At 42.9% G+C, this 25906-nt stretch carries 17 protein-coding genes and 1 riboswitch; of the genes, 11 read left to right on the top strand and 6 right to left on the bottom strand.

Translation table 11 applies throughout. From position 1 onward, the window contains the following. Positions 1-95 precede the first annotated feature (95 nt). The gene (locus KVT11_RS16575) at positions 96-1394 is read left to right on the top strand and encodes an arsenic transporter (RefSeq protein WP_008342056.1); all 1299 of its coding nucleotides are present in this window, start codon (positions 96-98) and stop codon (positions 1392-1394) included. A 224-nt stretch (positions 1395-1618) separates the two neighbouring features. Here the strand turns inward: KVT11_RS16575 and KVT11_RS16570 are convergent, their stop codons facing one another. After that, a complete protein-coding gene (locus KVT11_RS16570; RefSeq protein ID WP_008347854.1) occupies positions 1619-2296 on the bottom strand; it encodes an amino acid ABC transporter permease in 678 nt (225 codons plus the stop codon). A 12-nt stretch (positions 2297-2308) separates the two neighbouring features. Next, the gene (locus KVT11_RS16565; RefSeq protein ID WP_370529221.1) at positions 2309-3124 is read right to left on the bottom strand and encodes a transporter substrate-binding domain-containing protein; all 816 of its coding nucleotides are present in this window, start codon (positions 3122-3124) and stop codon (positions 2309-2311) included. A gap of 238 nt (positions 3125-3362) precedes the next feature. On the opposite strand from KVT11_RS16565, the gene KVT11_RS16560 reads away from it, so the two are divergent. Further along, positions 3363-3692 (top strand): YckD family protein, encoded by a 330-nt coding sequence (locus KVT11_RS16560; RefSeq protein WP_007498247.1) that lies wholly within the window; start codon positions 3363-3365, stop codon positions 3690-3692. Positions 3693-3738: 46 nt separating this feature from the next. On the opposite strand, the gene KVT11_RS16555 is transcribed toward KVT11_RS16560, so the two are convergent. Continuing rightward, a complete protein-coding gene (locus tag KVT11_RS16555) occupies positions 3739-4503 on the bottom strand; it encodes an MBL fold metallo-hydrolase (RefSeq protein WP_017366587.1) in 765 nt (254 codons plus the stop codon). A gap of 116 nt (positions 4504-4619) precedes the next feature. On the opposite strand from KVT11_RS16555, the gene KVT11_RS16550 reads away from it, so the two are divergent. Then, positions 4620-5039 carry an Lrp/AsnC family transcriptional regulator gene (locus KVT11_RS16550; protein WP_210552297.1) on the top strand — a complete coding sequence of 140 codons (420 nt, stop codon included), beginning with the start codon at positions 4620-4622 and terminating at the stop codon, positions 5037-5039. Between the two features lie 24 nt (positions 5040-5063). After that, positions 5064-5870 (top strand): AAC(3) family N-acetyltransferase, encoded by an 807-nt coding sequence (locus KVT11_RS16545; RefSeq protein WP_210552298.1) that lies wholly within the window; start codon positions 5064-5066, stop codon positions 5868-5870. 1 nt (position 5871) lies between these two features. Here KVT11_RS16545 and comJ read toward each other — a convergent pair whose 3' ends face one another. The 3 genes from comJ to KVT11_RS16530 form a co-directional block, all read right to left on the bottom strand. Beyond that, positions 5872-6258 carry a competence protein ComJ gene (gene comJ, locus KVT11_RS16540; protein WP_017366590.1) on the bottom strand — a complete coding sequence of 129 codons (387 nt, stop codon included), beginning with the start codon at positions 6256-6258 and terminating at the stop codon, positions 5872-5874. Between the two features lie 137 nt (positions 6259-6395). After that, positions 6396-8093 (bottom strand): methyl-accepting chemotaxis protein, encoded by a 1698-nt coding sequence (locus KVT11_RS16535; protein ID WP_210552299.1) that lies wholly within the window; start codon positions 8091-8093, stop codon positions 6396-6398. A 126-nt stretch (positions 8094-8219) separates the two neighbouring features. After that, positions 8220-8648 carry a NucA/NucB deoxyribonuclease domain-containing protein gene (locus KVT11_RS16530; protein WP_007498233.1) on the bottom strand — a complete coding sequence of 143 codons (429 nt, stop codon included), beginning with the start codon at positions 8646-8648 and terminating at the stop codon, positions 8220-8222. Between the two features lie 368 nt (positions 8649-9016). Between KVT11_RS16530 and KVT11_RS16525 the strand changes: the two genes are divergently transcribed. The 7 genes from KVT11_RS16525 to KVT11_RS16495 form a co-directional block, all read left to right on the top strand. Beyond that, complete coding sequence (locus KVT11_RS16525) at positions 9017-11086, top strand: hydantoinase/oxoprolinase family protein (RefSeq protein ID WP_206114180.1); 2070 nt, start codon at positions 9017-9019, stop codon at positions 11084-11086. Then, positions 11076-13061: a hydantoinase B/oxoprolinase family protein gene (locus KVT11_RS16520; protein WP_050826930.1), complete on the top strand. Its 1986-nt coding sequence runs from the start codon at positions 11076-11078 to the stop codon at positions 13059-13061. Before KVT11_RS16525 ends, KVT11_RS16520 begins: the two co-directional genes overlap by 11 nt. Next, positions 13058-14143 carry an ABC transporter substrate-binding protein gene (locus KVT11_RS16515; protein ID WP_007498227.1) on the top strand — a complete coding sequence of 362 codons (1086 nt, stop codon included), beginning with the start codon at positions 13058-13060 and terminating at the stop codon, positions 14141-14143. The genes KVT11_RS16520 and KVT11_RS16515 overlap by 4 nt, the downstream gene beginning before the upstream one ends. 8 nt (positions 14144-14151) lie before the next feature. After that, positions 14152-15243, top strand: a complete 1092-nt coding sequence (locus KVT11_RS16510; RefSeq protein WP_138825048.1) for an ABC transporter ATP-binding protein — start codon at positions 14152-14154, stop codon at positions 15241-15243. Continuing rightward, entirely contained in the window at positions 15243-16112 is an 870-nt protein-coding gene (locus tag KVT11_RS16505) for an ABC transporter permease (protein ID WP_008347830.1), read from the top strand. The genes KVT11_RS16510 and KVT11_RS16505 overlap by 1 nt, the downstream gene beginning before the upstream one ends. Next, positions 16105-16908 (top strand): ABC transporter permease, encoded by an 804-nt coding sequence (locus tag KVT11_RS16500; protein ID WP_007498221.1) that lies wholly within the window; start codon positions 16105-16107, stop codon positions 16906-16908. The genes KVT11_RS16505 and KVT11_RS16500 overlap by 8 nt, the downstream gene beginning before the upstream one ends. Before the next feature lie 368 nt (positions 16909-17276). After that, positions 17277-17369: riboswitch (cyclic di-GMP riboswitch) on the top strand. 141 nt (positions 17370-17510) lie between these two features. After that, on the top strand, positions 17511-25906 hold an 8396-nt coding region (locus KVT11_RS16495), incomplete at its 3' end, for a non-ribosomal peptide synthetase (RefSeq protein ID WP_217609081.1).

The raw sequence follows: 25906 nt of genomic DNA, 5'->3' as shown, positions 1-25906 counted from the left end.
GATTTTTATGCGAGATCATAAAATGGCATACAATTGCCTTATTTCGTTGTATGATAGATAAAGATTTTATGAGGAAAGTGAAAGGAGGGCCACCTTTGGGATCAGTCACCTTGGCCATTTTGATTTTCATCATGACCCTCGTCCTTGTCATTTGGCAGCCAGGACGTTTAACCATTGGATGGTCAGCGTGCGGGGGAGCGATTCTTGCTCTTGCTTTTGGGGTCGTTCATTTGGGCGATGTATGGGAAGTTACCCAAATTGTCTGGAACGCCACCTTTGCATTTATTGGAATTATCATCATTTCATTGATTTTAGATGAAATTGGTTTTTTTGAATGGGCGGCACTTCATATGGCAAAAGCCGCAAGAGGGAACGGGGTCCGCATGTTTATTTATTTAACATTGCTCGGCGCTGTGGTAGCAGCTTTTTTTGCCAATGATGGAGCGGCACTTATCTTAACCCCGATCGTTTTATCTGTGGTCAGAGCGCTGAAGCTGGATGAGCGTATGATCCTGCCATTTGTCATGGCAAGCGGCTTTATTGCAGATACGACGTCTCTGCCATTTGTCATTAGTAACTTGGTCAATATCGTATCAGCCGATTATTTTCATATTGGCTTTCTTGAATATACAGCAAACATGTTCGTCCCAAACCTTGTATCGCTTGGCGCTAGTATGCTTGTGCTGTATGTGTTTTATCGGAAACTCATCCCGAAAACGTACGATGTTTCGCAGGCGAAGGAACCAGCTTCGGCCATTCGTGATCTGCGCATGTTCCGGTTATCTTGGTATGTGTTAGGATGCTTGCTTGTTGGATATTTTGCTGGGGAATTGGCAGGCATTCCGGTGTCAATCATTGTAGGCGGCATTGCCATTGCTTTCTTATGGCTGGCGAAACGGAGTCCACAAGTGGCGACAAAACGAGTCGTCAAAGAAGCACCTTGGTCGATTGTGTTTTTCTCTATCGGCATGTATGTCGTGGTGTATGGGCTGAAAAATGTCGGCCTGACAGAAATTTTAGCGGCGTGGATTGAACAGGGGGCGTCACACGGTTTACTTGCGGGAACGATGTTTATGGGGGTCCTGGCAGCAGTGCTATCTTCTGTCATGAACAATCTCCCAACCGTTTTAATTGATGCGATTGCCATCGGTCACACAGATACAGCAGGTGTGATGAGAGATGCACTGATTTATGCCAACGTCATCGGCTCAAACCTTGGCCCGAAAATGACCCCAATCGGTTCATTGGCGACATTGCTGTGGCTTCATGTCTTGAAGAAAAAAGGTGTGCATATTTCTTGGGGGGCATACATGAAAGCTGGAATCATTCTAACCATACCGACTCTGATCATCACGTTATTGGGGTTGTATGTGTGGTTATGGCTGATACATTAAAAAGCAGATCCCATGGATCTCAGCGCATAGACAAACCCTCGCATTCTTTGTCAGTCCTGCGTGCTGGTGCTCACGAATGTCAAATTCGCTCCGTGCCAGTACTCGTCCTTCCTAGACTGCAAAGGTTTTCTATCACGCTGAAAAGAAAACAAAGGGCTAAAATCAAGTTCATTTTAGCCCTTTGTTAACAATCTGAGCAGATCCCATGGATCTGTTTTTTGTTGTTATAGATATTTTGCATAGCGTTTTTCCAAAAAGTCTTGGAGCAATGAGACCACACTGCATATGCCCCAGTAAATCAAGGCAACCAATATATACATGGTCATATAATCGAATTCTCTTCCGCCCACAATTTTTGCTTGCTGGAAGAGTTCGGGCACAGTAATCATTGCCGCTAGTGAGGAAGCTTTGATTAAATCAAGCATGACGTTGGTCAGGGGCGGTAGTGCAATGCGCACGGATTGAGGCAAAATGACTCCGCGCATCGTTTGCCAATAGCTGAGACCAAGTGATTTGGCGGCTTCCACTTGACCACTTGGAACAGAGGAGAGGGCCGCCCGGTTAATTTCGGCAATGTATGCAGCACTATTGAAGCTGAATCCAATAATAGCAGCAGTGACAGCTGTAAATTCAATGCCGATGTAAGGGAATCCGAAATAAAGGATAAACAAAATGACCAGAATGGGAACCCCTCGCATGAATGAAATATACAGCCGTGCAGGCAGCCGAAGGAACCATGTATTTGCCATTCTAGCAAGGGCAATAAAAAAGCCAAGAATCGTACCAAAAAACATGCTCACAAAAGAAATGAGCAGCGTCAGCCAGATGCCTTTCATCACAAACGGAAATGACGCTTTTGCCAGTGCAGGATTAAAGATATATTCTAAATGAATATCTCCCACGGCTGCGGCTCCTTATTTAGAAATGTCGACATCTTCGACATCAACATCAATTTTCTTTGAGACGTCAGCATGATTAAAGAATTTCTCCGAAATCTTTTTCATGGTTCCGTCTTTTTTCATCTCTTTTAATACACGATTTAATTCTTTTTGAAGCTCTGTATTGTCTTTTTTCATCACAAACCCTTGTTCATTCGGCATGTATTTTAAGTCTGGATGGATCGTAATATTTAGCTTAGGGAATGCAGCAAGCGCCAGTGTTTGCAAGTAGTAGTCATTTAAAATGACATCTGTACGGCCGTTTGCGACATCCTTTAAATATTGCTCGTTTGTAGCATTATCATAAATGACTTCTTTTGCACCATACTTACGGGCAACATCCATATAAATGGTCGTTGCAGCACCTGCTGCTTTCTTTCCTTTTAAATCCTTTAGCGTTTTAATACCTGACAGATCATCTTTTCTGACGATAGCGGTTCCATATGAGTATTTATAAGGTGTTGAAAAGGCGAACTTATCTTTCCTGTCATCTGTGATGTCGATATCGTTTGCAGCGGCATCCACCTGACCTGAATTAATGGCACTGAGCATACCATCATAACCCATTTCTTTAAATTCTACTTTTACGTCAAGGCGCTTAAATGCTTCTTTGACGACTTCCACTTCATAGCCAGTCAATTGATCCTTGCCGTTCGATGTATCATGGTAAGACGTAGGATACAAGGTGCCTGAAGTAGCGACCACGATTTTCCCTTTCTTTTGAATCTGATCCCACTTTGATTCTCCAGACTGAGATGAGCCTGATTGATTGCAAGCAGACATGACAAGCATGAGAGCAGACACAACAAGCAACATCCATATAGGTTTTCTATGATAAAAACGACTCATTTAAGAATCCTCCTCTATTTTTTATACAAAACAAAACATAGCACGCTTTTTCAGTTAGGACAACGTTTTCAGATGAAAAGCGAAAAAGTAAGAATATTATGTGCAATTTGACGGTGTGAATAATGTATAAAAAAGGAAAGGATGCGCAAATTAAAATCGAATAAAGGAGGGAACGACAGAGATGAAAAAAACAAGTGGTTTGATCATACTAACGATGGTGATATTATTTGGTTTTCAAGTGAATACGGCTCATGGAGAAACACCCCAAATGGAAAAGCGCCCCGTCACGCATCAAGTAAAATTAACGACAGAGCAACAAAAACAAATTGAAGTACTTGAACAGCAAATTTTGTCTAAACGAAAAGAAGTGATCGAAAAATACGTTCAGTATGGTGTGTTAACGAAGGAACAAGGCACGCACATCACAAAACGAATGGATGAACATTACAATCACTTAAAAAATAACGGGTTTGTTCCATTACTAAAAAAACCACAGCACCATCGACCATAAGTTTAAGAAAACCGGCAGCAAGGTGCCGGTTTTTATTGTTTATGTGTTAAAAGGTCAGCGTCTCACCATCTTGAGGGACAAAAATGGCCTGATCTGCATGATTCTCTTGAATGTAAGATTTTAATGCGGCTCTTGTTAATAAACAATGATTCACGGCTTCAAGGTGACAGGCGATGATTTGAGCTTGTGGTTGAGTATGGTGAATGTCTACAATCTCTTCCTTTGTCATCGTAATTGGATCTCCCTCTAAAAATTGGGCAGCCCCACTATTGACCACAATAATATCTGGCTGACATGTATTCACAACCTCTTTCGGCTCATCACACCAAATGGTATCTCCTGCAATATAAAGAGTAGGCTCATCAGGATGAGAGAAAACAAAACCGCTCACTTGTCCCATCCGTTTAGCGGTTTCTCCTGTCCCGTGCTGCCCGCCAGTTCGTTTGATATGAACACCGCAAACATCCATTTCATCTTCAATGCATGTAACATGCTGAAATCCAGCTTCTTTTACTTCCGTGCGATCTTTCTCTGATTGAGTATAGATCGGCAAAGTTTGAGCTAATCTCTTTTTTGCCTCGTCGTCAAAGTGATCTACATGTAAATGAGTGAGCAGGACAGCATCCGGCTGTAATATCTTGTCCAAATCAATGTTTGCAGGCAGCTCAACAATTGGATTGTTTGCATGTTGATTGGCAGTATGCGGGAACGGTGGATAGGTTCCTTTTGCTGCTAAAAAGGGATCGATTAAAAATGTTGACGGACCATATTGAAGGTATAAAGTAGCATTACGAATGAGTGTTATTTTCATTAGAAAGGCCTCCTTTTTTTCTCATTAAGTTTACAGTATATTAAAAGAGCCTCATGTGACAGAGGATCATGAAAGTCTTTCAGCGGAACGACTTGATTTTTGAAAGAGGTGAGCCAATGCTAGACAAAACAGATATGGATATATTAAAAGAACTCTCAAAGAATAGCCGATTGACGATGAAAGCACTTGGTGAAAAAGTCCATTTAACCGGTCAAGCTGCTAAAAATAGAGTTTTAAAGCTTGAAGAAGAGGGGATTATTGAAGCCTATACCATTTCAATTAACTGGCGGACACAGCAGAACATCCAAACATTTTTGCAGCTCTTTACCCGAAGTCATGATCATGAACCGCTTTTATCGTTTCTCCATCAAAAGGAAGAAATCAAAAACCTGTTTAAAATTAGTGGAGATGGCTGTTATATGGCTGAAGGACATTTCTCCAGTCATGATGAGCTTGATCAATTTTTAACGGAGCTAACAAAGCATGCAAATTATAAATTGTCTATCGCTGTGAAACGTCTCACTCATCAAGAATAGATGAGGCGCAGGAGGAAATAAACGATGAAAAAATTAATCGAACATCAGGTTGAGCCGATCACAAAGGAAAGAATCAAAGCGGATTTGGTTCAACTCGGTGTGAGGCAGGGCATGACCTTATGTGTCCACTCATCCTTGTCATCTATTGGCTGGGTGAATGGAGGGGCCATAGCAGTTATCCAAGCTATGATGGATATTTTAACAGATGAAGGAACACTGATTATGCCGGCACAAACATTAGAGCTGTCTGATCCTGCTGATTGGATCAATCCGCCTGTTCCTTATTCTTGGTGGAAACCGATCAAAGACACGATGCCTGCATTTGATCCGGCTTACACAGCTCCAACAGCAATGGGAAAGGTAGCGGAGACCTTTTGGAAATACCCAGGCGTAGAAAGAAGCAATCATCCTCATTTCTCATTCACCGCCTGGGGGAAAAGGAAACATGAAGTGTTGAACCACCATGCGCTTCCTTATGGTTTAGGAGAAAATTCACCTCTTGGACGTATGTACGATCTTGATGCAAAAGTGCTGCTAATTGGCACATCATTCGAGAGTGTTACAGCTTTTCACTTAGCTGAATATCGAATCTCACAGCAAGACCTCATGACACGAGGGGCCCCCATTTTAGAGAATGGTTGGAGGGTGTGGAAAGAGTATCAAGATATCATCACAAGAGAAGAACTATTTGAACAGATTGGTCGTGATTTTTTACAATCAGAATGTCGTTATAACCACAGTCAAATCGGGCTAGCCAATTCGTATTTATTGCCGATGAGAGAATCAGTCGATTTTGCAGAAAAATGGCTTGAGCAGTACGACCAGGCGTGATCTAAGCAGTCTGAAAATCAAAATAATAGAGATCTTGATCAGGGTGCTCAGATATATAGCAGGTGAGCTGATAGTCTCCTTTTGGAATGGAGAAAGACAGTACCTGTGCCATGACGCTTGTCAGATAAACATGATCACTTGAATGAGTAAATGGCACTGTGATGACTCTATTAACGGATGATGGAGGCTCATGGCTGTTTAATGTCACGATAATAGAAGCTTTTCCGTTATTGATGCCTTCAAAAGAAATACCTCGATCCCCAGTTGCGAATCCTTGAAGAATATCGTCATCTGTCCAATCAATCACAGGTGGCGTCGTGCTTCCAGTGTATACGGTGATTTGGTGATAGGAGATAGATAGGGGATACGTTTGATTTAAATCATTCATAATAGATAACTCCTTTATTCATAAAATTTGTCCAGCTTGGAATCATGTTGAAAAGTGAATGTTTGAAAGTAAGATAATTGAAGAGAATGTTAGGCAGCAAGACGATTGTCGCCGTCTTGCGCTACTGTATGAGGGATCTAGATGTGAAATTGCGAAACCATTTCTTTTAGGTCTCCTGCTAAATGGGCGAGAGCCTCTGATGAAGCTGTTACTTCTTCCATTGCTGCGAATTGTTCTTCTGTTAAACCTGCTACTTGTTGTGAATGTTCACTCGTCAGTTTAACGCCTTCTGTGATAGAGGCAAAGGTTTGCTTCGCATCATTTGTATAAGCTGCGATTTTTTGGGATGCATCTGATAAATGTTGAATGCCATCTGCCATTTCCTTCATTGACTGCTGAATGTCAATAAATGATTCCTCTGTATGAGAAATAAGAACAGCCCCTTGAGTCGCTTCCTCTCGTACTCGTTTAATGGCACTCGTCGAATGATTCATCTCTTTTTGTATTTCGGAAATGAGATGTGAAATCATGTTGGATGATGTTTGCGATTCTTCTGCGAGCTTCCTCACTTCGTCTGCCACAACGGCAAAACCTTTTCCGTGTTCACCTGCGCGTGCTGCCTCAATGGCCGCATTAAGAGCAAGTAGATTTGTTTGGTTAGCGATATCTGTAATCACTTTGGAAATCTGATCAATCTCGGCTGAACGTGTTTCTAGCGCTTGAATTGCTGTACCATTCTCTTCAATTGATTTTGCAATAGATGTCATTTGTGAATTAACTTCACCGATATTTTGTACACCTTTTTGGGCCATTTCTTGTGCGGACTGACTTCTTGTTGCCATTTGTCCTGCATTTTCAGTGATGTTTACCAGCTCGTTAGATACTTGTCTCATCGTGTGCTCACTAGCTGTCATTTGGGCTGATTGCTGTTCAGACGATTGAGCGACTTCTTGAATGGTATGGGTAATTTTTTCTGATGCTGCACTCGTTTCTTCTGCGCTAGCTGACAGCTCCTCAGAAGAGGTGGCTACTAATTCAGATGTTTTGATCACATTTAAGATGGTTTGATTTAATTTCTCACGCATCTTATTAAAGTGACCTGCCAGCTCAGAAAGTTCATCGCCTGTGTGATCTGTCACGTTGATGGTTAAATTTCCTTCGCCCGCACTCTTAATAGCAGATGCCATATGTTTGAGACGTGTCTGAATCCGCTTTGTGAAAATAGAAATAATGATAACAGAAACAATTAAACTTAACAGTAGGACCGTGACAAATTGAATAAAGAAAGACTGAAGCATTTGTGAAATCATGCTTTGATTTGCACCGGTATAGAAAATACCAATCGTTTCCCCTGTATCATTTTTGATGGGCATATAAGCCGTTTGGTAGTCTTTCCCGGCAACATTGGCTGTTCCGTAATAATTCTCGCCTTTATCCAAAACAGCGGCCTTTACTTCAGGTGAGACTTCGGTTCCTACAGCTCGTTTCCCGTTTAACATGACATTTGTGGCAACACGGGTATTTCCTTGGAAGATCGTGATTGTATCACCAGTATATTCGGCTAATTGATCAACCAATGTGTCATGGTTATTGATTTGAGTATTTCCTTTGTAAAGCTTGCCATCTTTTATCTGCCACGAGCCAGCAACCTTTTCAGTTAGATAAGCGTATCCTAGCTTTAGATCGCCTTTTGCTTTTTCGGTGGCCATTTGCTTAATGTTCTCTGTCATTTCGCGGTTCACTACATAACCAACCACTGCTGAAAATACGATGAGGACACTTAAAAAGATCAGCATTATTTTGGCGCCAAGCCTCAGTTTTCCTTTTTTCTTCATGCTTTTTACTCCTTTAGGTATAAGGTAGGGTATCCCTCCTTAAAGATTATCGGCATGAAAAAAATGTTTGATATACGTGAATGCACTTACACAGAAATTTTTGTTATGAAAAAAGGAAAGATCGTGCTACTCGATAATAAATTGGATTCTTGTGCCATCAGGATCATCTGATAATTGATGACTTACCCAAGAGCCTGCCCCCCTATTATCCGAAGGACGTACATATTTGACAGAAGCCCCTGCTCCACCTTCTTTACACATCGCCATTGGCCATTCATCACGATCATAACCACGCTTTGTTGGAATGCCATGAAGTGATTTGTCTCTTTGCTCATCACTATTTTTTCGATCAATGGTGCAAATGGAAGAATGACCTTCGTCAATAGCTTCTTCTATGTGCTTCGCGGTTTCTGGATATCGATCTGATGGAAAGTGAATGGTTTTGTCATAAGAAGAGTTTGTCGTCTCTTGTTTATGTTGCCCTAGTTGGACATAGCCTGTCGCTATACCAATGACAATCAATAAAAGCAAGAGAATGGTTTTAAGAAGTTTCATAGATGCTAGCTCTCTTTCTCTTTAGCGTATTTTGTAAACAGAAGTATAGCAGAATTACTTACCAATTTCTCCTCGTTTTGAAAAAACGTCTTTTAAAGTTCGAAAAACGTTTTTTACCTGTTTATGCTCTTTTCCTATTTGAACAAAAATCACAAAAATTTTAATTTTGCTGCTCATATTACAATTCTGCTTATGTAAAATGGCTTTATCACAGGTTTTTAGGCTAATTTCAAGATTTTAACACACAGAAATTTCAAAAAAATAAAATTGACTAGACCGATATGCTTTAATAATATGGAGTCAAATATCAAAAAATGTCGTAATTTATCAAAATATGATTCCATTTACATTGCAGGAGGGAAGTACAAATGGCGGATGTCTCTTATCGGCTCGGAATAGACATAGGTGGAACATTTACTGATTTATCGCTGATGAATGAAGCAACAGGGGAGCTAACTGAACTCAAGACACCTACAGTGACAGATGACCCAGCTCAAGGAATAATCAATGGGCTGAAACTTCTAAAAGAAAGAGGTGTCGATTTATCCAAAATCCAATATCTCGTACACGGCATGACAATCGGTCTTAATACATTATTGCAGAGAAAGGGAGCAGATTTAGCCCTTTTTGTAACGGAAGGTTTTCAAGACATTTTGTCATTACAGCGTTTACGTCTACCCATTCCTTATGACTTCAATTCTCAATTGCCAGAACCATTGATACCACGAAAACATGTATATCCAATCTCTGAAAGGCTCATACACGATGGTTCGATCAAAAAACCTCTCCAACTGCAGCAATTAGATGATGCTGTCCAGCAGGTCATCTCTAAAAAACTAGCAGGCATTGTCATTTCTTTTTTACATAGCTATCAAAATCCAGTTCATGAATTACAGGCAAAAGCCTATATTCATCATCATTACCCACAGTTAGAAGTCCTGACATCATCAGAATTATGGCCACAAATGAGAGAATATGAGCGGACAGTGATGTCTGTTGTCAATTTGTACATTCAACCAAAGGTGAAACAATATTTACAAACGTTGAAAAACCGCTTGAAAGAAGAAGGTGTACCAATTTCTCCATACATTACCCAATCAAATGGTGGTTTAATGGATGCAGAAAGTGCAGCTACTTCACCCGTTAAAACTCTTTTTTCTGGCCCGGCAGCTGGTGTAATTGGTGCAGCAAGAATTGCAATATCTGCAAATGAACCCAATTTAATTACGTTTGATGTTGGTGGCACAAGTGCAGATATCTCGATCATTCAAAATGGGCAGCCTACAATGGCTCAATCGAATCAGCTTTCAGGATTTCCGATCATTCTTCCATCTGTTGCAATGTATTCGATAGGGGCTGGCGGAGGTTCTGTCGCATGGCTTGATCAAGGCGGGCTTCTTAAAGCAGGACCGGAATCAGTTGGCTCGCAGCCTGGTCCTGCTTCGTATGGAAAGGGAAAAAAAGCTGCTTTAACCGATGCATTTCTCATATGCGGTTACCTCAATCAAGAACGGTTTGCCGGAGGACATTTACAATTGCAGCGGTCTGCAGCGGGAATAGCCTTTCAGCCAATTGCTGATCAGCTTCATAGAACGGTCGAACAGGCGGCTGACCAGTTGATTCAAGTGGCTGTTGCCAATATGTACACAGAACTAAGCAATGTCATGGAGCAGCAAGGGTTTGATCCTAGAGATTTTAGTTTGTTGGCATTTGGCGGGGCAGGGCCTGTTGTTGCGAATTTCCTTGCGAGAGAAATTCATGCAAAAAATGTGGTCGTCCCTCCAAGTCCAGGAACATTATGTGCGCTAGGTGCACTTACAGCCGATTTTATCCATGATGCTGTGTTGTCTAAGAAAATCTGTTTACAAGACTATACGATGGACGAATTAAAACAAGATTATGAAATGCTTTCTCGCAAAGCAACGGATTGGTTCAGCCAGCAAAACATTCAACATATCAAACAAACGTCCATTTTGTTATTAGCAGATGCCCGCTATCAAGGACAGGCATTTGAGATTGAATTGCCATTATCGGTGGATTGGCTAAAGCAGGAACAAGACGTCTATCACCTGATTGAAGCTTTCCACAACCTGCATGAGCGTCAATATGGCCATAGAGATGATCAGGCGAACATTGAATTTACTCATTTGCGAGTTCGGGTTATAGGTGAAACGCCTCCACTGCCTTTCTCTCTTGGTGATGAAAGCAGCGGACAGCCTTTAATACCACAATCATACAGACGAATCTTTATAGAAGAAAAAGAGTACGAAGCATCTGTTTACAATCGGAGTACTTTGTCATTAGGTGCTGTTGTGAAAGGACCTGCCATCATTGAGCAAGATGATACGACAACATTGATTTTGCCAAACTGGGCAGGCAGCATAGACCATTCAGGAAACTTGGTGATTTCAAGGGAGGCGGCTTTACATGGGAACTGATCCAGCAAAGCTTGAGATGATGAGGAGTTATTTTAATGCGATTGCATCAGGCATGGGACATGTCATTGAGCGGACATCCTTTACAACATTCGTAAAAGAATCGGCGGATTTTGCCACAGCATTAGCCACGCCTTCTGGAGATTTCTTTGTTTACCCAAAAACAGTCGGTGTCACGATCTTTTTAGGGCTGAGTCTCAAAAAAGCGATTGAAGAAAGCGGACCGATGCAGCCGGGTGACATTATCATCACAAATGATCCTTATACGACAGACGGTTTAGCGACTCATTTGCCAGATGTTCATATCATCAAACCTATTTTTATAGAAGATGAAATTGTCAGTTATGCCTGGTCTTTTGTTCATGTAAGTGATGTGGGAGGTCTTGTCCCTTCAAGCATTTCTCCAACTGCAACAGATGTTCATCAGGAAGGATTAAGAATTCCACCAGTGAAAATCTATGAAGGTGGAAAAGAGAATCAGGTTGTTCGTACCTTTTTAAGAGCTAATAGCCGGGCGAGTCATTTAAATGATGGCGATATTAATGCGATGATTGCCGCTGTTAATACAGCAGAAATCAGATTAAAAGAAATGATCGAGAAATTTGGAAAAAACGAAGTGAAGCAAGGAATGATTGATCTGCTGAAGCAAGCAGAGGATCGCGCAGGAAAAGTCATTGAAGCCATCCCTGATGGAACGAGTGAATTCGCTGATTACTTGGATGATGATATGATTTCGGACGTGCCGATCCGATTAAAGATCAAGCTGACGGTCAAAGGGAAACAGCTGACACTGGACTTCTCTGAGTGTGACCCGCAAGTTAAGACAGCTTTTAATCTTGTCACCAATGGTCAAAAGCACTCCTTCTTATATCAAGGATTGATCAATTACATTATTAGTAAAGATCCTTTTATTCCGATTAATGGTGGGATTACGTATCCGATAGACGTGATTTCACCTAAAGGAACGCTTGTCCATCCAGAATATCCGGCTTCTGTCGGTATTCGGCATTCCATTACAATGAGATTGTATAATGTCGTGCTAGGTGCTATTGGTAAGCTGTTGCCTGAAGCAGTGCCGGCGGCAGGTGCAGGGCAATCCGCTATCGTCGTTCTCTCTGTTCCTGATGATCAAACAGGAGGCAGAAAAATGTCTGTGGTCGAACCGTTAGGCGGAGGCGGCGGTGCTCAAAAAGGGACTGATGGAGTAGATGGAATTGATCATTCGTCAGGATTTTTAAAAAATACACCCATTGAGAGCTTGGAACAGCATATTGATATTCATGTACACCGATATGAACTGCTGCCAAACACAGGTGGAGCAGGGGAACATAGAGGGGGACATGCAATTGGTTTAGAATTTGAAATGATCAAGCCAGAATCGATGGTGACGGCACGAGGAATGGAACGAATGAAGTTTCAACCTTGGGGGTTAATGGGCGGACGTGCAGGAGCAATTGGTGAGGTGAAATTGACCAAACCAAATGGGGAGACACAAAACCAGCCGAAAATTGATGTCATGCGTCTTGAAAAAGGCGATATTGTTCAATTGGTTTCACCAAGTGGAGGAGGATGGGGGAATCCATTTTCTAGAACGAAAGAAAAAGTCCTTCATGAAGTGGAAGCAGGGCTATTAAGTGAAGAAAGAGCACTTCAGCAATATGGCGTCAAAGTCTATCGAGATCATAATGAATGGAAAATTGATGACGAACAGACGAGCAGGCTTCGTGAAAAGATGAATGATGCTGATGCTGTCGCTTGGGATTTTGGAAAACAAAGAGCAGCTTATGAGAAAGTGTGGACGGACGAAGCCAGCAGTGAGCTTGCTGTGCAGCTTCGTTCGTACCCAGCAAATGAGCGTACGCACTATAAACATGCGGTTCATTCTCATTTTAGTCATAGACAGGAACCATTAACAAAGATGGATATTATTCAAGCACTTCGTCAGTTGAATCAACAAAAAGGGGGAAATGAATCATGAAAAGAAGAGTAATCGCCATATTTGCAGGTGTCCTATCCGTCATGTTACTGCTGTCTGCATGCGGTGGAAATGGGCAGGACCAAAGTAAAAAGCAGCAGACTGTGATCGTTGGTGTCTACGGAGGGGATTGGGAAAAGAATATTAAGCCAATCCTCGAAAAGTTTGAAAAGGATACAGGCATTAAAGTACAAACGGTCTCTGGGGCAGATTCTGAATGGTTTACAAAATTAAAAGCATCTAATGGTAAAAATCCACCGTATGATTTGCTTATTTTACAGCCTGATACGATTCAAAGAGGTATTGCGGCAAACGTTCTTGCGCCTATTGATGAAGATCAAGCACCAAATGTGAAAAAGCTTTATCGTTCTGTTCAAAAGAAACTCACTGTTGATGGAAAACAATATGCAGCAGGCTTTAGTATGGGACAGCTTGGAATTGCTTATAGAAAAGATCTTGTCAAACAGGAGCCAAACAGCTGGACAGATTTATGGAGCGATCAGCTGAAAGGGAAAGTGGCGATTTCTTCCCCAACTTATTCAGCGGGTTTACAATTTTTCTCTGCACTTGTCCATGCTCAAGGAGGGACAGAATCAAATCCTAAGGATATTGATAAAGCATTTAAAAGCCTCGCACAATTAAAAGGGCGTGTAGCTGCTTTTCCTGATAACCCAGGGTCTATTCAAACGCTGTTAGAACGTGGTGACGTGACGGCAGTTCCATATTGGGATGGCCGAGCATTTGCACTTGAAGAAGAAGGGATGGATATTGGATTCTCATATCCGAAAGAAGGCGCTGTGGCAGCGGTTGCTAGCTGGGCGCTAACAAAGGGAAGTCAGCATGAGGAAGCGGCTTATAAGCTATTAAACTACCTTAGCGGGAAAGAAGCTCAAGAAGCCTTCTCAGAAAAATCTTACTATGGCATGTCGAATTCTGATGTGAAATACGGAGACAAAATTAAGGGAAAAGTGAAGGTTGGCGAAAATTATTATAGCAAGCTGACTTGGGTAGATTACGAAACAGCGACTTCAGAGCTCGGTCAATGGACAAATCGATGGAATGAAGTATTAGGCGGAGGAAAATAGGTGATCGCATGAGTGGAATCAATTTAGAACATATCAGCCAGCATTTTGGCGAGCAGATTGCTCTTGATGATGTCAGTCTTACGGTAAAAGAGGGAGAGTTTTTCTCCCTTCTTGGCCCTAGTGGCTGCGGAAAATCAACTTTACTCAATATCATTGGTGGTTTTTTAGAACCGACAAAAGGAGTCGTCTATATTGGTGATCAGGATGTGACGACTTTACCTCCTTATCAAAGAAAAACGGGGATGGTCTTTCAAAGCTATGCACTTTTCCCACATCTCACCGTATTTGATAATGTTGCATATGGGTTGAAGGTTCAAAAGAAAAAGAAGGCGGAAATCAAGCAAAAGGTGATGGAGAGTTTGTCTCTTGTTCAATTAGAGTCATTTGCCAAACGTATGCCGCACCAATTAAGTGGAGGTCAGCAGCAACGGGTCGCCATTGCACGGGCACTTGCCATCCAGCCTGCCGTTCTTCTTCTGGATGAACCACTCAGTAACCTAGATGCAAAGCTAAGAAAAAATATGCAGACGGAGCTGCGAAATATTCAACGGAATGTCGGGATTACGACTATTCTTGTGACGCATGATCAGGAGGAAGCCTTAAGTCTTTCCGACCGAATTGGGATATTAGGTGAGGGGAAAATTCAGCAGATTGGGACACCTTTAGAAGTATATCGTCAGCCAAATAATCGTTTTGTTGCTGAATTTATCGGACAGGTCAATCTATTTGAAGCGGAATATGATGAAGTTACTTCCACATACACTGTTCCACATTTCATTCAATCAAACGGGAAGCAAGTTCAGCTAAAAGTTGCCGCATTTAAAGAGAAGAGCGAGAAGCATTTACTCATGCTGCGTCCTGAGAGAATCAAGTTATCTTCTGTCGGGGAGGAAGTTCAGCCAAATCATGTCACAGGCGTGTTGGCAGATGTCAGTTATATTGGGCACTCTTTACGTTTGGTCGTTGGGCTTAATCAAGGTGAAATCATTGTCCATGCATCAGACGCAGCGTTTCCCGAGCTGCCTCAAGTTGGAGAAACTGTGCATATTCATTGGCAGCCTGAAGATATTGTGTTCTTAGATTCGAAGGTGCATGTGTGATGCGAATCAAAAAAAAGAATCAGCGATTTCATTGGTTTATGCTGCTGCCAGCTTGTTTGTTTCTAGTTGTATTCCTTCTTGCTCCGCTTGTGATGATGTTTGTCCTCAGTTTTCGTGATGTGGATTCGATGATGAATACGTTACAATCCTATAGTTTGTCTCAATATTTACATGTATTTACGACAGATGCATATGTGAAAGCAATTGGAAGTACTGTGTGGGTGGCCTTACAGACAACGGTGATTTGTTTATTGATGGCATATCCAGCAGCTTATGTGCTAGTGAAAGCACCTCACCCAAGATTGCGGGCTTTTTTCTATATCTTACTTGTATCGCCGCTTTTGACGAGTGTCGTCATTCGGACATTTGCATGGATCGTGCTTCTTTCGCAAAATGGCTTGATCAATGGCATGCTGATCGATTTACATCTGATTGAGAAACCGCTATCGATGCTGTGGAATATGAATGCGGTCATTATTGCTTATGTTCAAGTGATGCTGCCTTTTGCAGTGCTGCCTATTGCAACTAGCTTAACTGATATGGACCGTCACTTAAGACCGGCTTCTATGAGTCTTGGTGCTGGTCGTATTCGGACATTTTTTCATGTGACCTTGCCGCTTACGATTCCAGGCATGATCACCGGAGCAATTATTGTCTTCTCACTTGCAGCAGGAAGCTATATTACTCCTTTGCTAGTCGGCGGACGGATGCAACCGCTCTTGCCACTGTCCATTTATCAGCAGGTCATGCAGGTGTATAACTTGCCTCTTGCCGCTGCGATGTCCTTTACTTTATTGATTTGTGTGCTAGCGGTCGTCAGTCTATTAAGCTATTTATTGAAGCGTTGGGAGGCGAGGATGCATGCGTAAAAAATCAATAGGTGACCGTTTGCTTTCGGTTCTGATATGGACCGCAGGCTCACTCGTTTATCTCTTTTTAACCGTACCTGTTCTTGTCATTGTTCTTTCTGCTTTTAGTCCGAATGCTTTTCCTGAATTCCCGCCGACTTCGTTTTCCGTTCGCTGGTTTCATGAGGTCGTGTCGAATCCAGAATGGATGGAATCTTTGCGTATCAGCGTGATTCTGTTATTGATTGTGACGCCGCTTACTGTTCTTTTAGGAACGATGGCTTCTTATGCTTTAGCAAGGCTTTCCTTTAAGGGAAAGGAAGCTGTTCAAGCCTTTATTTTGTCACCTCTTATGATTCCTCAAGTGGTATTAGGGATTGCGATGCTGTATTTGTTTACAGCTATGGGCTTTACAGGGTCTTTGTGGGCATTAGTCATTGGGCATGTCATCATTGGTTTTCCTTATGTGGTACGAACCGTGGGTGTCAGTGTTTCAAATCTTGATCCACGTCTTGAGCTAGCTTCCATGAATCTTGGTGCAGGGCCCATACGTACTTTCTTTCGTGTGACACTGCCCTTGATCAAGCCTGGTATTATCGCAGGTGGGGTGTTTTCTGCTGTGACATCATTTGGTGAAATCTCGATTAGTTTGTTCGTTTCTTCACCTCAAACCATTACGATTCCCGTGAGGACGTTTAATTACATTGAGCAAACTTTTGATCCGAGTGTCAATGCGATATCTGTCATATTTATTATCATTTCTATCATTGCGTTGCTCATTATTGAGAAAACGATTGGTCTGTCTAAGGTGATGTAAATATAATGAAGAAACAAGGAGCTGTCATTTGAAATGACAGCTCTTTTTGTATTGTTTTTTATGGTAAAAATATTCAAAGTTTTATGGAATATAGTTCTTAAGGTTTAAGAAAATGCGAGGCGTGATAGGAGACCTCTCTCCTACATTTTCGGTCATATTTGAAAAATTTAAGGAAAAACATGAAATTTTTGCGGTAATTGGTCATTTATTTTCGGTGGAACGCAACTATTATTAGTTATTTTCGGTAAATATCGTAAATTATGATGTGATCCCTTCGGCATAACGCATGAATCTTTACACCCATTTTTCGGTGAAAAAAACAATAATTTCATATAAAGTGGACGTAAATAGAAAATATCTAAAAGAAAAGAAGAAAAAGGCAAATCTATGGAAACATAGAGACGCAAAGCCATGTCCTAAGGTAAAAGTTGCTTTTTTACTATGGTCGGCAGGTTACCGAATCAAAATGGGAGTCCCTCCGTTTTATTCGGGGTGGGCTCCTTTTTTGTTATTCCGTCTATTTTAATGAAATAGACTTGGTTCTTTTGATATAGAGGGTGCAGGGTATCACAGTTGGTGGAGAAAACATAGAAGAGCGGAGGATGAGAATGAGTACAGTTTATTACCCCTTAACACATGCGCAAAAGCGAGTATTCTACACGGAAAGATTTTATCCAGGCACAAGTATTTCTAATTTGGGTGGGTTTGCCAAGTTAAGATCGGTATCAGGTCTAAATCCTTCTTTGATCGTGGATGTGCTTCAAGCGTACATTCGTGAAACTGATTCTCTTCGTTTAAGGCTGGTGTATCGACATGAGCAGGAGGAGCCCGTTCAATATATCAAGCCATATGAAAAACAGCCGATTCGTTTGGTGAAAGGCTGGAGTGAAAAGGAAGTCAGAGCGTGGGCGAACGAGGAGATTCGTGAGCCGATGGAACTGATTGATCGTTCCTTAATTGAATTTACGGTCTTTCAAATCAGTGATCAAGAGTGCTGGCTGTTCTGTAAAGCACATCATATTGTGGCTGATGGTATTTCAATTATCTTGATGGGAAATCGAATCATTGATCTATACCATGACATGCTGCAGGGGACAGACATCTCCCCAATTGAAGACATTTCCTTCGTTGATCACATCATGAGTGAGCAAACGTATGAATCTTCTAAACGTTTTCAGAAAGACCAAGCTTTTTGGAACGAGCAATTTTCCAATATTCCAGATTTCGCTTCTTTAACACCGCATAAAGGTTACGAGATGAGCTTACATGCGGAGAGATTTTCAGGGGATATTCCTGATTCTTTAAAGGAGAAGCTTCGAGTCTTTTGTGAAGAAGAGAAAGTCAGTATGCTTTCTATGTTTATGTCCGCTGTCTATATTTACTTGCACCGATTTAGCGGCATGGAGGATGTGGTCCTTGGCACTTTTATGGGCAATCGGACAAATGCAAAGGAAAAAAAGATGATTGGGATGTTTGTGTCGACCATTCCGATGCGCGCATCTGTGCAAGGATCCCTCACGTTTCTTGATTTCGTGAAGCAGGTCATGGCGGATCAGATGAAGATCTTGCGTCATCAAAAATATCCTTACAATGTGCTCATGAATGATTTAAGGGAAAGAGATGGATTTACAGGGCGCCTGTTTGATATTTCTTTAGAGTATCAGGTCATGCAGTGGCAGAAAAAAGAGAATCTTTCGTTCATTACGGAGCCGATTTTTAGTGGAAGCGGGATGAATGATATATCGATTCATGTGAAGGACCGCTGGGATACAGATACATTGACCATTGATTTGGATTACCGTACAGACCTATTTAGTGAAGACGATATGAGTAAGCTGTTTGATCGATTGATCATTTTGCTGGAGGCGGCGGTCTCTCAGCCAGATCAGCTGATTGGGGCTCTCTCTTTACTGCCAGCAGATGAACAAAAGCAACTGCTTCAATTATCTAAGGGAGAAGCATTTGATTTACCAGGAGCGAAACCAGTTCACCACTTATTTGATGAGGTAGCTAAAACGTATTCAGAACGGGCAGCTGTGGTAGCGGAAAATGGAACGTTCACTTATGGAGAGCTGTATCAAAAAGCGGACAAACTGGCACGGTTTTTACAGATGAAAGGTGTCTCGCGTGATGTACCAGTTGCCGTTTTAATGGAACGGACGGCAGATGCGATGGTTGCCATTTTTGGGATATTAAAAGCTGGCGGTGCATATGTACCGATCGATCCGGCATTACCTGAGGAACGCATTCAATTTATTGTAGAAGATTCTGGTGCTTCTATCGTTTTAACAGAAGAATCGTTTGTTCAGCAATATTCATCCATTGCGGAAAAAATGATTGTCCAGCAGCATATGGAATTAGAAGATCGTCCGCTGCCTGAGCTGATCGATCAGACGACATCACAGGATTTGGCTTATCTTATTTATACATCGGGTACAACTGGAAAGCCGAAGGGAGTGATGATCGAGCATCTTCAGCTGCATCATTTGGTTCATGCCCTGCATCACGAAGTGTATGAGGGGGCAAATCAGCTTCAAGTGGCGCTTCTTGCACCGTTCCATTTCGATGCATCTGTTAAACAAATCTTTGCTGCTCTTTTATTTGGACATACGCTTCATATTGTGCCAAGAGAAACGACACGAAACGGTGTACAGCTAGCGGCTTATTACAAAGAACATCAAATTAAGGCAACAGATGGAACGCCAGCACATGTGCAGCTTTTACTTGCAGCTGATTTGGATGGGCTTGCACTGACTCATATGCTGATTGGGGGAGAAGCACTCCCTGCGAAAGCAGCGCAGGCGCTGATTGAAGCTGTGCGTGTCAGCCAGCCGGATTTTGCCTTGTGGAATGTGTATGGTCCGACAGAAACGTGTGTGGATGCGGCGGTTCACCGTCTAGATCTCAGTGAGCTGCAGAAGTCACCAGAACAGCGCTATGTGTCAATTGGAAAGCCACTGGGCCATCACCGGATTTATATTTTAAATGAACATGAACAACTACAGGTGCAGGGAGCTGTGGGAGAACTATGCATTGCGGGAATAGGAGTTGGACGGGGCTATGTGAATCAGCCTGAATTGACGGAGAAGGCATTCAGACCAGATCCATTTTTTCCTGAAGACCGGATGTATCGCACAGGTGATGTAGTGAGATGGCTTCCAGACGGCACAATTGATTACCTTGGAAGAATAGATGACCAAGTAAAAATAAGAGGTTACCGCATCGAAACAGGTGAAATTGAGGCGGTCATGGAGCAGGTAGACGGAGTCGATCAGGCTGTTGTCCTTGTCGTGGATGAACCGGACGGTGGAAAGGCTTTAAGTGCTTACTATCAAGCACGACAAGAATTTCTTTCCGTGGACACCCTGCAAGCCGCTATCAAACATCAGTTGCCAGCTTATATGATGCCGCTTTATTTCAAGCAGCTTGAGGCATTTCCACTGACAGTGAGTGGGAAAGTCGACCGGCGTGCGCTTGCTGTATTAAAAGGAGACAAGGCTGTCAGTGCTGTTTATGTAGCGCCTAGAAACGATGTAGAAACGAAGCTTGTTCGTTTGTGGGAAGACGTTCTTCATCAAGAGAACATAGGTGTGTACGACTCATTCTTTGACCTAGGCGGGCATTCACTCAAAGCGATGAAAGTTCTTACACTCGTTCAGCGGGCTTTTCAAGTGGAGGTCCCTTTATCTGTTTTATTTGAACAGCAAACGATTTCAGCACTTGCTGTTTATATTGAACAAGCGGAAAAGTCTTCACAAGTGGTCATACCGAAAGCACCGACTGCCGCCGATTATCCACTGTCACCAGCGCAGCAGCGTGTTTATATGGTGACTCAGCTGGAGCAGAGCATCGCCTATCATATGCCTGCCGTTGTGAAATTAAGAGGAACGCTGCAACGAGAGAAGTTGGAGGGAGCTTTTGAAAAACTGATCGCACGTCATGATATGCTGCGAACTTCTTTTCATACAGTCAAAGGAGTCCCTCGTCAGCGGGTAGCTTCATCCGTCCCATTTCAAATAGAACAGCTGACAGGCAGCACGATGGAAGAGAACATGCGTCAATTTGTCAGACCTTTTCATCTTGAGCAGGCTCCGCTTTTGCGTGTTGGGCTACAGTCTTTACATGATCAGGAGCATCTTCTCTATTTCGATATGCATCATCTGATTTCAGATGGTCTTTCAATTGATTTGATGCTGCGTGAGCTGTCTGACGCATATGAGGGATTAGTGAAAGCGCCATTGAAGCTTCAATATCAAGATTATGCTGTTTGGCAAGAACAACAGGCAGAGCAAGGCGATCAAATAGATGAAGCATTCTGGCTGAAAGAATTTTCAGGAGATATCCCTGCTTTGCAGCTTCTAACTGATTATCAGCGTCCGGCTGTCCAGTCTTTCACTGGGGACCGCGTTCTCAGAAACATAGATGAGACGTTAACAGGCCGTTTGCAGGAGCTTGCAGCGAATCATCATACGACGCTGTATACCGTGTTGCTTTCTGCTTACTATACATTGCTTGCGAAATACACAGGTCAAAAGGAGTTTGTTGTGGGGACACCGACAGCAGGACGGGTGCATGCAGATTTGAATGACATGATCGGCATGTTTGTCCAAACACTTGCTTTACGTTCAGAGGTAGATCCGAACGGTTCAATGACGCAGTTGATTGAGCAAGTAAAGGAAAAGACGATGAGGGCGTTTGAGCATCAGCAATATCCATTCGAGCGGCTGCTTGAAAAGCTAAATGTGCAAAGAGATTTTAGCCGCCATCCATTATTTGATACGGTCTTTACTCTAACGCCAGATCATTCAACAGCCCAGCATATTGGAGAGATGAAAGTCGAAGTTGAGGAAACCAATTTCCATATTGCAAAGTTTGATCTCACACTTCAAGCGATGGAGTCAAGTCATGGTCTTTCCTTCGTCCTCGATTATAGTACGGCGTTATTTAAACGAAGTACAGCCGAGCAGCTGCTCAAGCATTATGTTTATCTTCTGGAGCAGATGGTCGAAGTGCCGGAGCAAGCGATTCAATCATACCGCTTACTGTCTGAACAAGAGGCAGAGGCTCAATTGAAGATGTGGAACCCGTTACCTACGCCTTATCCTGTGGAAGAAACCATTGTGACGCAATTTGAATCGCAAGTAGAGCAGCACGGTCATCAGCCTGCTTTGCAATATAAAGACGTGGTTCTTTCTTATCAAGAGCTGAATCACAGAGCGAACCAGCTGGCTCATTATTTACGTGAACATGGTTTTGAAAAAGGGATGACAGCGGCTTTATTCTTTGAACGTTCCAATGAGATGGTGTTGTCGGTTTTAGCTGTGCTAAAGGCTGGCGGTGTCTATGTGCCAATCGATCCTGACTTCCCTGATGAGCGCATCAAGCACTTTTTGACAGATAGTGGTGCACAGTTTGTCCTGACCCATCAGGTGCTGCGTCATCGTTCTGTGCTTACTGCGTTTGAAGGGAAAATCATAGAAACAGAAGATCAAGCCGTTGATCAGCAGTCAGAGAGCAATCCAGTTGTATGTGTTTCGCCTTTGGACTTGGCGAATTTAACCTATACATCTGGTACGACAGGCAAACCTAAAGGGAACATGGTGACGCATCGGAACATTTTGAGAACAGTGAAGCAGTCGAATTATCTTACCATTCATCATGAAGACACGGTGATGAGCCTTTCAAACTATGTATTTGATGCATTTATGTTTGATGTGTTTGGCGCTTTATTGAACGGAGCGAAACTCATTGTTTTGCCAAAGGATCACATTTTAAATATGAATGAGCTTTCTGGCGCGATTGAGAAGGAAAAAGTCAGTATTTTAATGATCACGACCGCTCTATTTCACTTGCTGATTGATATGAAAAAAGGCAGCCTGAAAAACGTCAGAAAAGTGCTGTTTGGCGGGGAACGTGCTTCTGTGCCGCATGTTGTGGCAGCGCTTGAAACGGTTGGAGAAGACAAACTCATTCATATGTATGGACCTTCTGAAAGCACGATTTTCACAACGTATTATCCGGTGAATCACATTGAAGAACAAGCACTGTCAATTCCGATCGGAAAGCCGGTGAGTCAAACGGCTGTTTATATTGTCGATGAGTTTGGACATGTGCAGCCGCCGGGAGTAGCTGGAGAGCTTTGTGTCGCAGGTGACGGACTGGTCAAGGGGTATTATCGCCAGCCAGAATTAACGAGCGAAAAGTTTGTTGAAAATCCTTTCCGATCTGGTGAAGTCATGTACAAAACGGGCGATCTCGCACGATGGCTGTCAAATGGAGATATTGAATTTATTGGGCGAATAGATCATCAAGTCAAGATTCGAGGTCAGCGTATAGAGCTTGGCGAAATTGAACACCAGCTATTGCAGCATCCGCAAGTGAAGGAAGCCGTTGTCATTGCGATATCAAATGATACATTGTGTGCATATTTCACAGCAGAAGGTGCTGTTCCACTGTCGGATTTACGTGAGCAAGCAGGACGAGAACTCCCTGTTTATATGATGCCAGCTTTCTTCATGCAATTAGACGAATTGCCACTAACGGGGAATGGCAAGGTAGACAGACGGGCATTACCGGTACCTGATGTAAGTGAGCAGGCGGCAAATGAATACGTCCCTCCTCAATCAGATACAGAGCGTATATTGGCACACATTTGGGAGGAAGTTCTTGAAGTTCCGAAAATCGGCAGACGTGATCATTTCTTTGAATGCGGTGGTCATTCACTGCGCGGCATGAAAATGCTGAACAGGCTCTATGAAGAGATGCATGTGGAATGTACGTTGAAAACATTATTTGAATCACCCACTTTAGAGGCGTTTGCCCTTGCGGTGGATCAAACAGATCGAACTGAAATCAGGCGAGTGGAGAAAGCGGAAGAAGCAGCTGTTTATCCTGTGACATCTGCTCAGAAAAGATTGTTTGTTCTGCAAAAAATGACAGATGCCGAGCAGAGCTATCATATGCCAGCTGCTTTAAAGCTTGAAGGTGTATTTGATGAAAAACGATTTAAAAAAGCCATTGACCAGCTTGTTCATCGTCATGAAGCATTCCGTACGAGCTTTGACTTCGTTCAGGGTGAACCTGTTCAGCGAATTGAAACGAATGTTTCTGTGAACATTGAAAACATCGAAGGGGAAGGCCGAGACATTCATCAATTAATGAATGATTTTATCCGTCCATTTGATGTAGAAAAAGCGCCGCTGCTTAGAGTGGGACTTGTGTCTGAATCGGAGAGTGTTCATTATCTGTTGATTGATATGCACCACATCATTTCAGATGGTGCGTCTGTCGGTATTTTAATTGATGAGCTATCGATCTTGTATCGAGGAGACCAACTTGATGAATTGCCTATTCAATATAAGGACTATGCGGTTTGGTCAAACAGTGAAGAATCTCTTGTGAAAAAAGAGGCTGAAGCGGCGTTTTGGTTGGAACAATTACAAGGAGAACTGCCTGTTTTGGCACTGCCTGAGGATCTTCCGAGACCAAAGGTTCAGACGTTTGAAGGGGGCCGCGTCGAATTCGCTATAGACGGTGCGCTTAAATCGCAATTGGATGAGCTGGTTAGATCACTCAACAGTACAACGTATACAGTACTGCTTGCTTGCTACAGTACGCTTTTAAGCAAACTTTCGAGACAAGAAGACATCATGATCGGTTCTCCAGTGGTGGGCAGAACCCATCCTGATATTCAATCAGTCATCGGCATGTTTGTGAATACGCTGGCACTCAGAACAAAACCAGAAGGACACCAGACATTTTCTCAATTTGCGTCAACAGTTCATGAGCTTGTGTTAGCGGCAAATGAACATCAACTTTACCCATTTGAAGAATTGGTGGACCAAGTGCAAACGGTTCGCGACACAAGCCGCCATCCAATCTTTGATGTGGTGTTCTCGATGGAAAATGCAGATATTCGTGACCTGTCGATGGATGGACTTGATATCATTCCCCAGCCGTTCAATGAGAACATAGCGAAATTTGACTTAACCTTAACTGGAAACGAATCTGACGATCAAATCGAGCTTGTGTTTGATTATAATTCTTCTATCTTTGAACGGTCGTCGATTGAGAAGTGGAAGGAGTATTTCCTTTACTTGATCGAACAAATGGTGTCAGCACCAGATCAATTATTAGATCAGATGCAATTATTATCACCAGCGCAGCAGCAAAAACTGCTTGATGAATGGTCAGGCCCTATCCTAAATGTCCCGACAGATCAAACGGTTCATGCATTGATTGAGGCGAAGTCACAGGAAGTACCTCATCAAAAAGCCGCATCCTTCTGCGGCACAAGCTGGACGTATGAAGAACTGAACAACCGGGCGAATACAGTCGCCGCAAGACTCATTTCCAGCGGCACAAAACCGGGAGACCGCATCGGCATTCTCACGCGTCCATCGCTCGAGATGACAGCCGCTGTTCTCGGTGTGCTCAAGGCAGGTGCGGCATTCGTGCCAATTGATGCCGATTATCCAGCGCAGCGCATTGCCTACATGTTGGAAGATGGCAGGGCAGAGGTCCTTCTGATTCAGAAAGGGCTCACTGCACCACCTTCTTTCACAGGTCATACCCTCTCAATAGAAGAGGCGGTAGAAGGAGAAGCGCACGAGATTCAGGTTCCTATCAAACCAACGGATCTCGCCTATATGATTTACACATCTGGAACGACTGGACAGCCGAAGGGTGTCATGGTCGAGCACCAGTCCCTTGTCAATCTCGCCTACTGGCACAATGATGCCTTCCAGGTGACGAAACAAGACCGAACCGCCAAATATGCCGGCTTTGGCTTTGATGCCTCCATTTGGGAGATGTTCCCGACGTGGATGGCCGGCGCAGAGCTCCATATCATCGACGAAGCGATTCGCCTCGATATGATCAAGCTCAATTCGTATTTTAATCACGAAGGCATCACCATTGCGTTCCTGCCAACACAGCTATGTGAGCAGTTTATGTCGATGGACAATCATTCTCTCCGTTACTTACTGACAGGCGGGGA

It is taken from the genome of Bacillus sp. GbtcB10, assembly GCF_019091365.1.
In the GTDB taxonomy this organism is placed as follows: Bacteria; Bacillota; Bacilli; order Bacillales; family Bacillaceae; genus Bacillus; species Bacillus altitudinis.
The sequence above is the reverse complement of the archived record's forward strand: the minus strand, read 5'-3'. Positions and strand labels throughout refer to the sequence as shown.

Coding starts and splice junctions, on each gene's coding strand:
- KVT11_RS16565 (WP_370529221.1), bottom strand. CDS start 3,124: ATGCTTGTCATGTCTGCTTGCAATCAATCAGGCTCATCTCAGTCTGGA.
- KVT11_RS16560 (WP_007498247.1), top strand. CDS start 3,363: ATGAAAAAAACAAGTGGTTTGATCATACTAACGATGGTGATATTATTT.
- KVT11_RS16555 (WP_017366587.1), bottom strand. CDS start 4,503: ATGAAAATAACACTCATTCGTAATGCTACTTTATACCTTCAATATGGT.
- KVT11_RS16550 (WP_210552297.1), top strand. CDS start 4,620: ATGCTAGACAAAACAGATATGGATATATTAAAAGAACTCTCAAAGAAT.
- KVT11_RS16545 (WP_210552298.1), top strand. CDS start 5,064: ATGAAAAAATTAATCGAACATCAGGTTGAGCCGATCACAAAGGAAAGA.
- comJ (WP_017366590.1), bottom strand. CDS start 6,258: ATGAATGATTTAAATCAAACGTATCCCCTATCTATCTCCTATCACCAA.
- KVT11_RS16535 (WP_210552299.1), bottom strand. CDS start 8,093: ATGAAGAAAAAAGGAAAACTGAGGCTTGGCGCCAAAATAATGCTGATC.
- KVT11_RS16530 (WP_007498233.1), bottom strand. CDS start 8,648: ATGAAACTTCTTAAAACCATTCTCTTGCTTTTATTGATTGTCATTGGT.
- KVT11_RS16525 (WP_206114180.1), top strand. CDS start 9,017: ATGGCGGATGTCTCTTATCGGCTCGGAATAGACATAGGTGGAACATTT.
- KVT11_RS16520 (WP_050826930.1), top strand. CDS start 11,076: ATGGGAACTGATCCAGCAAAGCTTGAGATGATGAGGAGTTATTTTAAT.
- KVT11_RS16515 (WP_007498227.1), top strand. CDS start 13,058: ATGAAAAGAAGAGTAATCGCCATATTTGCAGGTGTCCTATCCGTCATG.
- KVT11_RS16510 (WP_138825048.1), top strand. CDS start 14,152: ATGAGTGGAATCAATTTAGAACATATCAGCCAGCATTTTGGCGAGCAG.
- KVT11_RS16505 (WP_008347830.1), top strand. CDS start 15,243: ATGCGAATCAAAAAAAAGAATCAGCGATTTCATTGGTTTATGCTGCTG.
- KVT11_RS16500 (WP_007498221.1), top strand. CDS start 16,105: ATGCGTAAAAAATCAATAGGTGACCGTTTGCTTTCGGTTCTGATATGG.